Below are 13,297 nucleotides of genomic sequence, written 5' to 3' on the forward strand. Positions count from 1 at the left end.
CACAGTTCATGGACTATTCACAACAGCTTACTCCGTTGCCCTCTTAAACTCATCCGTTCCAGTATCTTCCCAGTTTGTCTTTCCACTGCTTATCACTTCTCCACTGGAAAATACATATGCATAGATATCTTCTATTTCGGCACTGCCATAATCATATGTTCCACCACCGCCTTTTTCAGTACGATACCTTACATACAGCCCACACTTCCCATTCTCTGACTTGCCATCATATACAATGTATTCCACGGAATTATCACTTTCAGACAATATACATCTTGATGATGACTCCGAGGCGCCGTAATATACTTCGAATTTTCCAGCTGTGGCATCTGAATATTTCTCAAAGATCGCCTGATACCCGACTGTAATTTCCTTATTTTCTGGCTGATCATTTACATCAGGATCAACAGAGGAATCAGTGGAGCTCTCTGCATTCCCCCTGCTGTCACCCGAAGCTTTTTCCGTTATCGCAGAGTCTTGTTCGCTGTCTTTTTCTATATCCGTATCTTCTCTTCTATATCTGGTCGTGAGACGTCTACTACTGGTCTGCCCATTAAAACGCATGGTCACAAGCTCGTCACGCTGTTCAGAGCCAGACACTACCACCTCCACACGATCAATATACCATGTCGTCTCGAGATCGCTTTCGTCAAATCTTGCACCATCATTTGCCACTTCAAATGACCTATATGCAACCGTCTTCTCTTTGCCCTTCAGCACCAGTCTTCCATGGGCAGCTCCAAATGGAAAATCCGGGTCGCCAACAGAATAGATCACAAGCTCATAATCACCATCTGGAGACGTTAACACACTTATCTGCTCAGCTTCGTAACGCGTCTTATATCTAACATAACCTAATGGCAGCAACACCACCATTACCAATATGCAGGCTATGATAACAACATACTTTGGTATCTTATTCATGACTATTTCCTGCCTGTCTCCTCATACATTCCTATCTTCTTCATGTTTATATAAAATTCTAAAAAATTAATTATTATTCTGCGAACAATTGGCCGCATCAATGGCAATCACAAGCATAAGTGCCATGATCTCATCACCCGGATCTGAGATATCAAGTGTGTATGTATCTCCCCAGCTGAGAGGCTGCTTTGCTATATCTGCCATCCTCCATACTCAATACTGTACGATGGCTTAAATAATGTACCCCGGCACCACCAGCTTCACCACATAAGACACCACAAATATCCCAAGCCACACATACACATACCACAGTCGGAATCTCACAAGCGGTGTCCTGCCATTCGTGGCAAGCCTGATCGTATTGCCCACCAGATATATGATACAGATGCACGCCAGATACACAGTCGCCACATGGTAATACAACGCCGTCAGCAGATGTCCGTGGAGCATGGCAAGTACAGCCCTTGTTGTTCCACACGCCGGACATATCACCCCTGTAAGCCGACGTATCTGACATCCCTCAAGCCATGATGTATCCGGCAGGACACGAAGGAGCAGTATATATACCGCCGTGCCGATAAGCAGTGTTATGAGCACTGCTATCTCCGCAATATATAACTGCCCCTCTGTATGTCCTAGAAGTTCAAATAATCTATATATTTTTCCGCTATGTCTTCCTGCGTTCTTATGTTCCATAGAATATCCTTTGTCTCTATTGAATGATTTCCGCCCTCGTATTTATACAGAGGGATGTTCTTAGCCTCACAAAGTCTTGTCAGCTCACCCGTGTTCACAAGCGGATCTGCTGTGCCATGAAAAGCTATGCCATTTGAATTGGCATACTGCATGGTGATCTCAAGCGGAGTGAAGTATATATTTCTCACCTTCAGCCCCATCTCTGCCACATATCTTGCAGATATAGCCGTACCTATACTCTTTGATAGAAATACTATATCCTCAGTCTCCGAGAAATCCACAGTCTTAAGACAATCAAGTGCTTTATTCCAGCCATCATCAAATACCTTCTGTATCTCCTCCGGAAGCTGTCCCGAAAGCTTGCCGTATGTCACATCAACAATATCATATCCATGTGCTATCATATATTTTTTACTGTAGTAAAGTAACGGTTTATCGGTGTGATACCCGATTCCCGGGAATACCACGCATATCTTCTTTCCCATATATCTGTCTCCTCTCCGGATATAAGTCCCATCCAGAGTACATAAATTATCAGCACCCCTATTACATCATGCCTTTATTCTAATCGTCCTGATTCTTCTGCTATTTTATCAGCATAGCATCGCCAAATGAGAAGAATCTGTACTTCTCCTCAACCGCCACCTTGTACGCCTCAAGTATATGTTCCCTGTCGTACAGCGCAGAAACAAGCATAAGAAGCGTTGACTCAGGCAGATGAAAATTCGTGATGAGCGCGTCAATAACCTTGAACTTGTATCCCGGATAAATGAAAATATCCGTCCATTTGCTGCCTGCATGAACTGTTCCATCGTCGTCCGACATAGACTCAAGAGTTCTGGTACTTGTCGTTCCAACGGACACAACTCTTCCGCCTGCAGCCTTTGTCTCGTTAATCATATCAGCAGCATCCTGCTCTATGATACAGAACTCAGAATGCATGTGGTGATCTAGTATGTTCTCTTCCTTCACTGGTCTGAACGTTCCAAGTCCGACGTGAAGTGTTACATGCGCGATCTTTATTCCCTTTGCCTTGATCTGCTCAAGAAGCTCTGTTGTAAAATGCAGTCCGGCGGTAGGTGCTGCCGCAGAACCGTCATGCTCTGCATAAACTGTCTGATATCTGTTCTTGTCCTCAAGCTTATGTGTGATATATGGAGGGAGTGGCATCTGTCCCAGCTCGTCAAGGATCTCCTCGAATATTCCATCGAACTCAAATCTGATGAGTCTGTTGCCCTCCTCAACTATATCGACGACCTCACCCACAAGTTTGCCCTTTATAAGTCCTGTCTCAGGGTCAGGTTCATTTGACTCTGAACCAAATACTATACGAGCACCCACCTTACACTTTTTGCCCGGTTTTACCAGAGTCTCCCATGTACAGTCGTCCTTTCTCTTCAGAAGAAGAACCTCTATGGATGCTCCCGTATCCTCCTTGACGCCCATAAGTCTCGCCGGAAGAACCCTTGTATCGTTGATGACCAGACAGTCTCCCGGATTCAGGTAGTCTATCACATCATAAAAGTGCTTGTGCTCTATCGTATTATCTTTTCTGTCCAGGACCATGAGACGTGACTCACTTCTCTTGAGGAGTGGATCCTGTGCTATAAGCTCCTGTGGCAGATCATAGTAAAAGTCTGTTAATTTCATCATATCGTAATTCCTCACATCTTCTAATCTATCATGTTCTGAGAAACACAAAACGTGTTTTCAAATTTATACAGCCGCTTTGCTTCTTGTGTGATCATATTCTCTGATACCTTGTCCGCACAAAAATAACTGTCTGGCATCAGATACAATATATCCGTTGCCAAACAGTTACATATTATACTACTATCACAAATATTTCAAGGACAGCAAACAACGCTTTCCATCTCTATTTTTTTCTGTAAAATAAAATTACCAGCCCCACTCCATTCAATACAATGCCTACAACCAACGCTCCAATTCCAATCCCTCTCCACATACATGCGTTCATCAGATATATTCCACCTATCATAAACATCACACCTATCATGATAGGTATAAATCCTGCCACCCTGAGCTTCGGCGTGTTCTCATCAGGCTTTCTCGTTGCAAGAAAACACGCAAGGGCAATCCCCATGAATACCCACGGAAGCGCCGCCGCAAGAAAATCCAACACCGCATTTCCCGTCATGATACTTGCAAATATGACAACGACAGCCACTATGATAGCCACTATGCCCACAGCGATAAGCCTACTGTTGGACCTTACGATATTTGTGTCCTTCTCTATCTTTTTCATCATATCCTGATCTCCTTTCAACAGTTCATCCAGACTGATATGATAGAGATCACTCATTTTGATCACGCTGGCAATATCTGGCATGGTCTTTCCCGTTTCCCTTAATTAAAGATATTATTGGGTAAAAAAGAAAGGTCAGTCAATTTTGCCGATGAAGCGGTAGTAGATTTCTACTTCCTGCTCACGGCTTCCGTCCTCGCCCTTGACAGCTTCGTGGACGGTTATTTTTTCAATTAGAGTGTTCAGAAGTTCTGCGGTCAGCTCCACAGGGTTGACATACTGTTTCATTAGGGCAATCCACTTTTCAGCATCCGCTGCGGTCTGTACGGCGGCTTCCATCGTTTCGTGAAGCTGTCTTATTTTTGTTTCAAGCTCCTTTTGCTCGTTCTGGTACTTCTCGGACAGCATATTGAAGTTATACTCGGTTATGCGTCCGGCAGACCAGTCCTCATACATTTTAGCAAACAGCCCGTCAACCTCGGCTTTACGCTTCTCTGCCTTTTTCAGCTCCGCAGCCTGCTTTTTCTTCGCAGAGTTTCTTTCCCTGTCGCTGGCATTGAGCAGGCGTTTCAGCAGCTTGTCCTCGTCTTTCTGTGCCAGCATAGACCAGTATTGCAGTCTTGCAAGCACATAGGCATACAGTACATCATAGCGGATATAGTGCATGGAACACTGGCGTAATCCCTGTCCGTTCTTGCTGCAATGGTAGTACCCGTATGGGTTCTTATTCTGCTTGTTTTCCCCATAGGCTAAAGACCATCCGCAGACAGTCTGTGTGTCAGTGCTTCTATAAAACCCGATGAAAAGGGAAAACCGCAGAGCGGATTTCTCTTTGCGGCGGGTACACAGGGGATAGCCGCTTTAGCGGCGCAAGGGGGTGTAGCCACCTTGTCGGAGCGAAGCGAACGCAGACCTCGGACTGCTGATTTTATCAGCGGCAGAGGTAAGCTCCGCAGGACGCACGATACATGGTCTTTAGACTATGTATAGAAGTGCGCCCTTAGTTCCTAAGGGATTTTGCCGTTTCCGGCAGTCTTGTCCTTTTTCTTGGAACGCTTGGAAAGATACTTCAGGCAGTCAACCACAACCGCCCGGAAGCTCTGTTTACATTCGTGCTGGCATTTCCGGCACAGTTCGTTGTAAGTGATACGGCTGCGGTCATTTAAGAAGAAAGACCATTCCAACCGCCGCTTGTTGCTCATTCTTGCCATAACCGGCTCCTTTCTCCGTTTCTATCTGATGTACGCAGATAGGCTGTTTTGGTGTAGCGTTTCGGTATCATTTTTAAGGTTTTTTCCCTCTGTATGCCCCTTTGGAAAGTGCGGCAGTATTGTGTAGTCAGGGGATAATACCTCACGCTTATTTGTCGCTTATTTGTCGCTTCTCAGTACGGTTTCGGAGCCTTTTGCCATCCATTCAAAGAAAGCAATTTTGCTGACCTTGATAAGCCTGCCCCTGCGGAACGCCGGAAAGCTGGGTGTGTGTACCAGCTCATAGGCGCTCGCTCTTGAAATTCCCATAATCCGCTGAATGTCCGCCACATCCAGAACCAGCGGTAAATCCTCGTAGCTGTTCAATCTCTTTTTATCGTTCATTCTGTTCCTCCCATAAATCAAATAGGTTAAAATGCTTCCTGTTGCCGTTCTCCCCCCAAAGCCGTTTTCCTGCCCCATTCCTGCGGTGTTTCCCTGCATTAGTGCGCTGGATGCGTCACTTCTCCTGCCGGTCATATCCCTTTTGGACGGTCATTCACTTGTCAAGGTACTGTGTGGTACGAAATTACCAACTGCAATCATCATAGCGGACTATTCTTGACAAAACAATGCTTCTGCGATACCATGAGTGTAATTAATATAACTAAATTATATAATTACCATAAACAAAGGCAGGGGATAGGGATGGAGAATCAGTTTATACGGCATGAGCCATGTTTTGAGAGGATTTTGTTTGTCCTGACGCTGGACAGGAAGAAAATGAAAGAACGGATTTTGATTGGGGAAGAACAGCAGATCCGCTTCCGGCTGAACGGGAGCCAAAACGCAGAGGTGCTTTGTGATATGACACGCCCGCTGGGAACTTTTTTGATAAACTTTGAGCGTGACACGGACAGAGACTGGAACTTATGCGGGCTTTCTCCGTTGCGGCAAGCCCTCCACTCCAACCGATGGAAACAGCCGGAGCTGGAGCAGGCGGCAAGCGAATTTCTCTGGGGAAAATATCTTAGCAATGACCCTCTGGAAATGTATGTGGCGTTCCGTATCTGGAACAGCTATCTGCTTGCCAGAGAACCCCGTGACCGTAACGCTGCCTGTGACCGCTTCATGGATAAAATGAGCAGCCTGACCGGGGTATTCCATAACGAAGCCATGAGCTTTGACAGGGAGACAGGAAAACCGAAACATTTTCAAGCTGGCAGCCTTTATTTCAAAGGCGCACCGTCAGAAGATACCCGGCTTGACCTCTGGTTCCCGGACAACCGGCGCACAGAAGAATGTGTGTCTGCCTATGCGTCCCTCTACCCGTTGATTACCTATTATCTGAACAGGCTGAATGACTGGGGGCTTTGCTTCCGGCGGTGCAAGGTCTGTGGAAAATATTTTCTGGCAAAGAGCCAGCGGTATGAGCTGTGCAGCGATAAGTGCCGAAAAGCACAGGCGCTTCAAAACAAGCGGGAATTTGACGAGAGGGCAAGAGAAAATGCCTATGACCTGCTTTATAAAAATGAATGCCAGAACTGGCGCAACAAAATAAACCGGGTAAAAAATACCGCAGGCTTTCCGGCTGACCGTCTGGAAAAAATACAGGCTGCCTTTTCTGACTTTAAGAAAGAAGCCTTACAGAGAAAAAAGGCTGTAAAAACAGGAACAGCCAGCCCGAAAGAATTTACGGACTGGCTGTATCAGCAGAGTAATGTAATTGTGAAGCTGACTGAATACTAAATTTTTTCTCGTTGTGAGGTTTCTGTGACATTTTGCTGATACTATAAAAAGAAAAAGGATGTGATACTATGCGAATACTGGTTGTTGAAGATGACCAGCTTTTGAATAAGACATTAAGCTATAATCTGTCGGCTGTCGGATATTCCGTGGATGGGGCTATGTCAAAGGCTGTTGCCATAAGATTTCTTGAAAAACAGGATTATGATTTAATCGTTTTGGATGTCAATCTGCCGGATGGGAACGGATTTGATATATGCCGCGAGGTAAAAGAACGCCGTCCCGATATCGCCGTGATTTTTCTAACCGCAAATGATATGGAAAGCGATATGCTGAAAGGATTTGAATTGGGTGCAGATGATTATGTAACAAAGCCCTTTCCTATCAGCGTGTTCCAAAAGAAAGTATCTGCTTTACTGAACCGCATTTCAGTACAATCCGGCGGCGATTTCTACGATGACGGGAATTTGTATATCCATTTTTCCGAATTATCAGCGTGTCTCGCAGGACAGCCGATTACCCTTACATCGTTGGAATATCGTTTATTAAAAGTGCTAACAAGAAACTCACAAACTGTCCTAACACGTCAGGTATTGCTTGAAAAGCTGTGGGATGTAGATGAAAATTATGTGGATGAACACGCACTTACCACAACGATCAGCCGCATCCGCAGTAAAATTGAAACGAACCAGCATTCCTACATCAAAACCGTTTATGGTATGGGCTATATGTGGATTGGAGGAGCGCAAAAATGATTTCCAAAAAACTCTCCTTAAATAAAGTCTGCATAATACTGGCAACTACCATTTTACTTTTATCCGTGGTCATGTTTTCAGTTCTATATATCCTGACAAAAGAAATGTCTGTGGTATTTTGCAGCATGGCGTTTTGTCTGCTTTTTCTACTTTGTGTTACTGCTTTTGTGATACTGATACGGCGAAAGCTGACTTTGTTTTCTGAAATACTTTGCTGCACCTTAGACGAAATGATGAATGGAAAAATAGATATATCACAGGTTGCCGAAGAAGAAAACCTATTTTATAAAATCAATCATCGGCTGGTGCGCCTTTATGAGGTTATGCAGGAAAGCAAAAACAGCGTTGCCAGTGAACGAGCTGACTTACAGGAATTGATTTCCGATATTTCTCATCAGGTAAAGACACCAATATCAAACTTAAAAATGATAAATGCCACCTTATTAGAACAAGAAGTGCCACAGGATAAACAGCGGGAATTTCTACTTGCCAGTGGCACACAGCTTGATAAACTGGATTTCTTAATGCAGGCTATGATAAAAACTTCCCGACTTGAAACTGGCGTTATCTCACTTGAAAAGAAACAGCAGCCCATCTATGATACTCTTGCTATGGCGCTGGGCAGTATTTTTATGAACGCTGAAAGAAAGCACATACAAGTTGAAGTAAACTGCCCGGAAACATTGGTTGTTTCCCATGACCGCAAATGGACAGCAGAAGCCTTATTTAACATATTGGATAATGCAGTTAAGTACACGCCGGAGTACGGTTCTATCCGTGTTTGCGTTGAAAGCTGGGAAATGCACCTGAAAGTCAGCATTACCGATACCGGCAAAGGTATTCCCGAAAACCAGCAGGGAGCAATTTTTAGGCGCTTTTATCGGGAAGAAGATGTCCACGATATAGAGGGAATCGGCATTGGGCTGTATCTCGCAAGGGAAATTATTAGCTTGCAGAACGGTTATATACAAGTAACTTCCCAAGTAGGAACAGGCTCAACATTCTCCGTTTTTCTTCCCCATGAATAACCTGTTTTTTGAAATATCACAGGATTGTGACATTTCAGGGCGATTTATTATGTCGGCTGTGACATTTCTGTGAGGTTTGGTCGTTATAATGGATTTATCAAAAAGAAAGGATGGTGTTCTTTATGAGCATTTTGCAAACGACTGAACTAAAAAAATATTATGGCGCAAAACCGAACATTACCAGAGCCTTGGATGGTGTGACCCTCTCCATTGAAAAGGGCGAATTTGTTGCCATCGTAGGAACCTCCGGCAGCGGTAAATCTACACTGCTGAATATGATTGGTGGATTGGATGTGCCGACCTCTGGCAAGGTTATTGTGGATGGACGTGAACTCTCAACATTGAAAGATGAGCAGCTTACCATCTTCCGTAGGAGAAAGATTGGCTTCATCTTCCAGAACTACAATCTGGTTCCGGTGCTGAATGTCTATGAAAACATCGTGCTGCCTGTGGAGCTGGACGGAAACAAGGTGGACAAGACGTTTATGAACGAAGTTGTTCAGATGCTGGGGCTGGAGGATAAGCTGAACAATATGCCCAATAACCTCTCCGGCGGTCAGCAGCAGCGCGTAGCCATTGCCCGCGCCTTGGTGTCAAAGCCCTCTATTGTTTTGGCTGATGAACCCACCGGCAACCTGGACAGCAAGACCAGCGCCGATGTGCTGGGGCTTTTGAAAACCACAAGTCAGAAATTCCACCAAACCATCGTGATGATTACTCATAATAATGAGATTGCCCAGCTTGCCGACCGTATCATTCGAATTGAGGATGGCAAGATCGTGCAATAAAGGGGGCGGGACTATGAATGACATTCTATTTGGCAATAATAACACAAAAACCATCAAGCGGCTATCTAAACAATATTTCAAAAAGAATAAGGTTCGTAATCTGGCAGCGATTCTTGCGATCGTTCTGACAGCATTTTTGTTTACATCCATCACTTCACTGGTATTTAACATGGTATCCTCCATGCAGCTCTCTATGCAGATGCAGAAAGGCAGTAAGGCAGATGGAACCTTTGGGTACATGACCGAGGAACAGTTTGAGCAACTGAAAAACAGTGATTTTGTGGAGCAGGCAGGTCATCGGCGGATGATTGGATATGCAAGCAACGCCCTGGGTCATTCTGTTGAATTAAACTATGCTGATAGCATACAGCAGGAACTTACATTCTGTGTGCCAACGCATGGTTCAGCACCGGAAAAGGCAAATGAAATTGCTACTACCGAACTGGCTTTAAAAGCCCTTGGTGTGGAACCGGAGATTGGAGCAGAAGTTCCTCTGGAATTTGAAATTCGGGGAAAAACCTACCATTATGATATGGTGCTTTCCGGTTGGTGGGAAGCAAGCAACGATATGGTCAGCGTGGCGGTTCTCTCAGAGCAGTTTGTAAAAGATAATCCGGATGTAGTGAAAAATACCCGCGCAGTGGACGGAGAAATCTCAGGGGTTACTTTTTCTGACGTTGTGCTGAAAGACAAGACGAACATTCAGGAGCAGATGGATAACTTTGTCTACTCTATTGGCGGCAATCCAAAGGATATGTCTGCTGATAACTTTATCCTCTCTGTTGAAAACCAGATGGGGAAAGCCATGATTTCTCCGGAGTCCATCTTATTTGCCGTAGTATTTGTGCTGATGTTTGTATTGTGCGGCTATTTGCTGATTTATAATATTTTTGATATTTCCGTTATGCAGGATGTTCGGCAATATGGCTTACTGCGGCTGATTGGTGCTTCTACGCGGCAAATTAAAAGCATCGTCAATCGGCAGGCGGTATGGCTGACCCTGATTGGGCTGCCTATTGGTTTAATTGCCGGGTTCTTTGCTGGCCGGGCGTTGCTTCCGGCAGTAATGGAAATTTTTAGCTATGAGTATTCTACGACAAGTTTGCAGACATCGACCTCCCCCGTGTTATTTATTATAGCTGCCTTGTTTACGATTCTGACGGTATTTATCAGTACCCGCAAACCAGCCAAAAAGGCCGCAAAAGTATCTCCCATGGAGGCGATCCGCTATACGGAGCAGGATGATTATAAAAAGAAAACCGTTACACGAACCAGAGGTGCAAAACTCTCCCATATGGCATTTTCCAACTTGGGACGCAATAGACGCCGCTGTGTATTCATCGTTGTTTCTATGCTTTTGTGTATCGTTCTGTTCAACTCTATGATTATTGTGACACAGAGCATGGATGAAGAAAAGTGGATTACCCGCACAACGAAAACAGATTTTACCGTCTATAATTCGATTGCAGTCAATGCTTTGGAAGGCTTTCGACATCACGAAGATGCACTTCCACAGCAAGTGGTAGATATGATCCGTGAGCAGGACGGTCTGGAAGAAGAACGGTATCTTTATCGCAATACCGCAGATGACAGTAACGTGCTGGTTGATTATGGTTTTGAGGGACTGGAGTGTACCTCAACCTATGAAGATCAGGACGGTAGCCTCCGCAAAGCCTTTGGAAATTATAATATGAAGACTGCCCCGGATGCAGAAAATCTTTTCTTTGGAAATGTTTTTGGCGCTTCCGAACATTTTTGGGCGGATATGATGATTTATGATGGAGAAACAGATCCTAATGTACTGAAACAAAAAATGCTAACTGGAGAATATGTCATTATTGGAGAAGGGTTGGACCGACTGAGTGGTGGTCCGAAAAGTACGCCCCTGACAGAACAGTTACAGATTGGCGACAGTATTTCTTTTTACAGGGATGGCGAGTTAGTCAAAACCTGCACAATTCTTGCAAAAGCCTGTACCGTTGGAACTGAGGACGAAACGCCGTCAACAACTACGGCTATGAGGAATATTGGTGGCGATGCGCCCTTTGTGTATTTGCCGGACACTCTGTTCAAACAGATTTACACGACTCCAACTCTGCTGAGTTATGGATTTAATATGGATGATTCCTTACAGCCGCAAATGGAGGAATTTTTGAGCAGTTATGTTGAAAAAAACCCCTCTGTTACCTATACCTCAACAAAATTACTGAAAGAACAATTAAATTCTGTTGCAAGTATGGTTCTGGTTGTAGGCAGTCTGATTGGCTGTATCATGGCTTTAGTAGGACTGATTAACTTTACAAATATGATTATCACCAATATTATCACCCGCCGCCATGAGTTTGCGACTATGCAGAGTATCGGTATGACAAATCGCCAGCTTCAAAGGCTGATGGTTTATGAAGGCGTCTACTATGCCGCTGGTGCAGACATCATTGGTGGAGTGGTTGCGCTGCTGCTTGCTGTGACGGTGCTGGAAAATGTCTTGAACTCGCCATCTATGTGGTTCTTCACTATGAATATCACATTGGTTCCTGTTCTGGTCATTGGTGTGCTTTATCTGCTGCTGGCTGCGGTTATTCCGCTGATCGTTCTCCGCTTCTTTAACAAGGGAACTGTGGTGGAACGATTGAGGACCTCGGAATAAGAGTAATTTTCTTAATAACCATGTAAAAAACAAATCAAAAAGGTACTTGATATTGCGCTTCATTGCTTTTATCAAGTACCTTTTTTCATGCAGTATCATATAAGCGTGGATTCGTTATCTTTGGTGTGGTATCTTTAACTATGGGAAACTCCAGTTTCCCAGTTGGATATCGTCTGCCTCGAAACCATAATCTTCTCAGCAGCCTGATCCTGGGTTAACCCGGCTCCGTTTCTCGCTTCCTTTATCTTATTACCAATCTCCATATTCTTCCTCTTTTACCTCCTTTATCAATCACTCTGAGTTCTCTATCTGATCAAATGCTAACACCCATATCACATCTTTTCCATCAAAAGGCTTTGTCCTTGCCCCGGATACAGTGTAAAAATCCTTTTACATACCTTACCATCCCGTCTCTCAGCATTCAACATAAAAATGCCACCCGGTAACAGACCTTCTGAGGTACACCTCATTTGCGATCTGTTACCGGGTGGTATTTAAAATATATAGTATTGATCATCTTAAGCAGAATCTACACCGCATGCCTGGCTTCCATGCAGTGCAGCCCAGATATTACGCTCTGATCTCGATTCCAAGCTTGCCAAGCTCCTTGAGGATCTTGGCGATGATTCCATCAACCTCTGATGTCTCAAGTGTTCTATCCTTAGCACGGAATGTCATTGTGTAGGCCACTGACTTCTTGCCCTTGGCGATCTGCTCACCCTCGTATACATCAAAAAGTTTGTAGCTCTCAAGCAGCTTGCCGCCACATTTCTTTATGACTTCCTCTATCTGTCCGACAAATATTTCCTTGTCCACAACAAGACTCAGGTCTCTTGTACTTCCCGGGAACTTTGCGATTCCCTCGTACTTGGTATCGAAGTTTGAAAGCATAACCAGTGTAGGCATATCGATGACTGCCACATATACCTCACCCTTAAGGTTGTAGTTGTCACATACCTCAGGATGTACCTGTCCGATAAATCCAATTGTCAGGTTGCCCTTCTTGAGCTTTGCCTGACGGCCCGGATGAAGGAATGTGTACTCTGACTCAGGCTCGTATGTCACCTGTCCCTTGAGACCAACCTTGTCTGTAAGCTCCTCGAGAACTCCCTTGAGATCAAAGAAATCTCCCTGACCATACATACCGATAGTCAGCTTCATTCTCTCCTCTGGAAGCTCTGTGAGTGGAAGTGACTTTGGAAGGTATACATTTCCGAACTCATAAAGTCTTGCGATCTTGTTCTTTCTATTATAATT

The 13,297-nt window shown here is 44.5% G+C and carries 15 protein-coding genes and 1 pseudogene; 5 read left to right on the forward strand and 11 right to left on the reverse strand.

The genetic code is table 11. The features are described from left to right. Window positions 1-27 precede the first annotated feature (27 nt). The 9 genes and pseudogenes from ABUA34_RS05385 to ABUA34_RS05425 form a co-directional block, all read right to left on the reverse strand. Window positions 28-924, reverse strand: coding sequence for a hypothetical protein (locus tag ABUA34_RS05385; protein WP_349822971.1), 897 nt, complete (start codon window positions 922-924; stop codon window positions 28-30). A gap of 66 nt (window positions 925-990) precedes the next feature. Beyond that, a complete protein-coding gene (locus ABUA34_RS05390) occupies window positions 991-1,128 on the reverse strand; it encodes an LURP-one-related/scramblase family protein (RefSeq protein WP_349822972.1) in 138 nt (45 codons plus the stop codon). A gap of 27 nt (window positions 1,129-1,155) precedes the next feature. After that, on the reverse strand, window positions 1,156-1,620 hold the full coding sequence (locus ABUA34_RS05395) for a DUF2752 domain-containing protein (RefSeq protein WP_349822973.1): 465 nt from the start codon (window positions 1,618-1,620) through the stop codon (window positions 1,156-1,158). Further along, entirely contained in the window at window positions 1,560-2,105 is a 546-nt protein-coding gene (locus ABUA34_RS05400; RefSeq protein ID WP_349822974.1) for a hypothetical protein, read from the reverse strand. The genes ABUA34_RS05395 and ABUA34_RS05400 overlap by 61 nt, the downstream gene beginning before the upstream one ends. 100 nt (window positions 2,106-2,205) lie before the next feature. Continuing rightward, window positions 2,206-3,270 (reverse strand): tRNA preQ1(34) S-adenosylmethionine ribosyltransferase-isomerase QueA, encoded by a 1,065-nt coding sequence (queA, locus tag ABUA34_RS05405; protein ID WP_055273038.1) that lies wholly within the window; start codon window positions 3,268-3,270, stop codon window positions 2,206-2,208. Between the two features lie 226 nt (window positions 3,271-3,496). Continuing rightward, entirely contained in the window at window positions 3,497-3,889 is a 393-nt protein-coding gene (locus ABUA34_RS05410) for a hypothetical protein (protein ID WP_055272543.1), read from the reverse strand. 132 nt (window positions 3,890-4,021) lie between these two features. Further along, window positions 4,022-4,651 (reverse strand): annotated as a pseudogene (locus ABUA34_RS05415) (DUF4368 domain-containing protein); the annotation flags it as partial. Window positions 4,652-4,893: 242 nt separating this feature from the next. Continuing rightward, window positions 4,894-5,097, reverse strand: a complete 204-nt coding sequence (locus ABUA34_RS05420) for a hypothetical protein (protein WP_082419760.1) — start codon at window positions 5,095-5,097, stop codon at window positions 4,894-4,896. Window positions 5,098-5,256: 159 nt separating this feature from the next. Beyond that, window positions 5,257-5,481: a helix-turn-helix domain-containing protein gene (locus ABUA34_RS05425; RefSeq protein WP_055273674.1), complete on the reverse strand. Its 225-nt coding sequence runs from the start codon at window positions 5,479-5,481 to the stop codon at window positions 5,257-5,259. A gap of 303 nt (window positions 5,482-5,784) precedes the next feature. On the opposite strand from ABUA34_RS05425, the gene ABUA34_RS05430 reads away from it, so the two are divergent. From ABUA34_RS05430 to ABUA34_RS05450, 5 genes are all read left to right on the forward strand, one after another. Further along, window positions 5,785-6,825 (forward strand): DUF6076 domain-containing protein, encoded by a 1,041-nt coding sequence (locus tag ABUA34_RS05430; RefSeq protein ID WP_055279826.1) that lies wholly within the window; start codon window positions 5,785-5,787, stop codon window positions 6,823-6,825. A 68-nt stretch (window positions 6,826-6,893) separates the two neighbouring features. Beyond that, entirely contained in the window at window positions 6,894-7,577 is a 684-nt protein-coding gene (locus tag ABUA34_RS05435; RefSeq protein ID WP_055279825.1) for a response regulator transcription factor, read from the forward strand. Beyond that, window positions 7,574-8,605, forward strand: a complete 1,032-nt coding sequence (locus ABUA34_RS05440) for a sensor histidine kinase (RefSeq protein ID WP_055279824.1) — start codon at window positions 7,574-7,576, stop codon at window positions 8,603-8,605. Before ABUA34_RS05435 ends, ABUA34_RS05440 begins: the two co-directional genes overlap by 4 nt. Before the next feature lie 122 nt (window positions 8,606-8,727). Beyond that, window positions 8,728-9,393, forward strand: a complete 666-nt coding sequence (locus ABUA34_RS05445) for an ABC transporter ATP-binding protein (RefSeq protein WP_028088038.1) — start codon at window positions 8,728-8,730, stop codon at window positions 9,391-9,393. 13 nt (window positions 9,394-9,406) lie between these two features. Next, window positions 9,407-12,040 carry an ABC transporter permease gene (locus ABUA34_RS05450; RefSeq protein WP_055273581.1) on the forward strand — a complete coding sequence of 878 codons (2,634 nt, stop codon included), beginning with the start codon at window positions 9,407-9,409 and terminating at the stop codon, window positions 12,038-12,040. A gap of 134 nt (window positions 12,041-12,174) precedes the next feature. On the opposite strand, the gene ABUA34_RS05455 is transcribed toward ABUA34_RS05450, so the two are convergent. Together ABUA34_RS05455 and ABUA34_RS05460 are read right to left on the reverse strand one after the other, a co-directional pair. Continuing rightward, complete coding sequence (locus tag ABUA34_RS05455) at window positions 12,175-12,303, reverse strand: helix-turn-helix transcriptional regulator (protein WP_004849786.1); 129 nt, start codon at window positions 12,301-12,303, stop codon at window positions 12,175-12,177. Window positions 12,304-12,610: 307 nt separating this feature from the next. Next, on the reverse strand, window positions 12,611-13,297 hold a 687-nt coding region (locus tag ABUA34_RS05460), incomplete at its 5' end, for a phenylalanine--tRNA ligase subunit beta-related protein (RefSeq protein WP_502880262.1).

Origin of the sequence: Coprococcus sp. RTP21428st1_C9_RTP21428_210409 (genome assembly GCF_040227395.1) — a bacterium.
In the GTDB taxonomy this organism is placed as follows: Bacteria; Bacillota; Clostridia; order Lachnospirales; family Lachnospiraceae; genus Coprococcus; species Coprococcus aceti.

What these genes read in the sequence shown, in the direction of transcription:
- ABUA34_RS05390 (WP_349822972.1), bottom strand. Translation starts at nt 1,128, where the DNA reads ATGGCAGATATAGCAAAGCAGCCTCTCAGCTGGGGAGATACATACACA.
- ABUA34_RS05400 (WP_349822974.1), bottom strand. Translation starts at nt 2,105, where the DNA reads ATGGGAAAGAAGATATGCGTGGTATTCCCGGGAATCGGGTATCACACC.
- ABUA34_RS05395 (WP_349822973.1), bottom strand. Translation starts at nt 1,620, where the DNA reads ATGGAACATAAGAACGCAGGAAGACATAGCGGAAAAATATATAGATTA.
- ABUA34_RS05440 (WP_055279824.1), top strand. Translation starts at nt 7,574, where the DNA reads ATGATTTCCAAAAAACTCTCCTTAAATAAAGTCTGCATAATACTGGCA.
- ABUA34_RS05430 (WP_055279826.1), top strand. Translation starts at nt 5,785, where the DNA reads ATGGAGAATCAGTTTATACGGCATGAGCCATGTTTTGAGAGGATTTTG.
- ABUA34_RS05385 (WP_349822971.1), bottom strand. Translation starts at nt 924, where the DNA reads ATGAATAAGATACCAAAGTATGTTGTTATCATAGCCTGCATATTGGTA.
- ABUA34_RS05455 (WP_004849786.1), bottom strand. Translation starts at nt 12,303, where the DNA reads ATGGAGATTGGTAATAAGATAAAGGAAGCGAGAAACGGAGCCGGGTTA.
- ABUA34_RS05420 (WP_082419760.1), bottom strand. Translation starts at nt 5,097, where the DNA reads ATGGCAAGAATGAGCAACAAGCGGCGGTTGGAATGGTCTTTCTTCTTA.
- ABUA34_RS05445 (WP_028088038.1), top strand. Translation starts at nt 8,728, where the DNA reads ATGAGCATTTTGCAAACGACTGAACTAAAAAAATATTATGGCGCAAAA.
- ABUA34_RS05425 (WP_055273674.1), bottom strand. Translation starts at nt 5,481, where the DNA reads ATGAACGATAAAAAGAGATTGAACAGCTACGAGGATTTACCGCTGGTT.
- ABUA34_RS05450 (WP_055273581.1), top strand. Translation starts at nt 9,407, where the DNA reads ATGAATGACATTCTATTTGGCAATAATAACACAAAAACCATCAAGCGG.
- queA (WP_055273038.1), bottom strand. Translation starts at nt 3,270, where the DNA reads ATGAAATTAACAGACTTTTACTATGATCTGCCACAGGAGCTTATAGCA.
- ABUA34_RS05410 (WP_055272543.1), bottom strand. Translation starts at nt 3,889, where the DNA reads ATGATGAAAAAGATAGAGAAGGACACAAATATCGTAAGGTCCAACAGT.
- ABUA34_RS05435 (WP_055279825.1), top strand. Translation starts at nt 6,894, where the DNA reads ATGCGAATACTGGTTGTTGAAGATGACCAGCTTTTGAATAAGACATTA.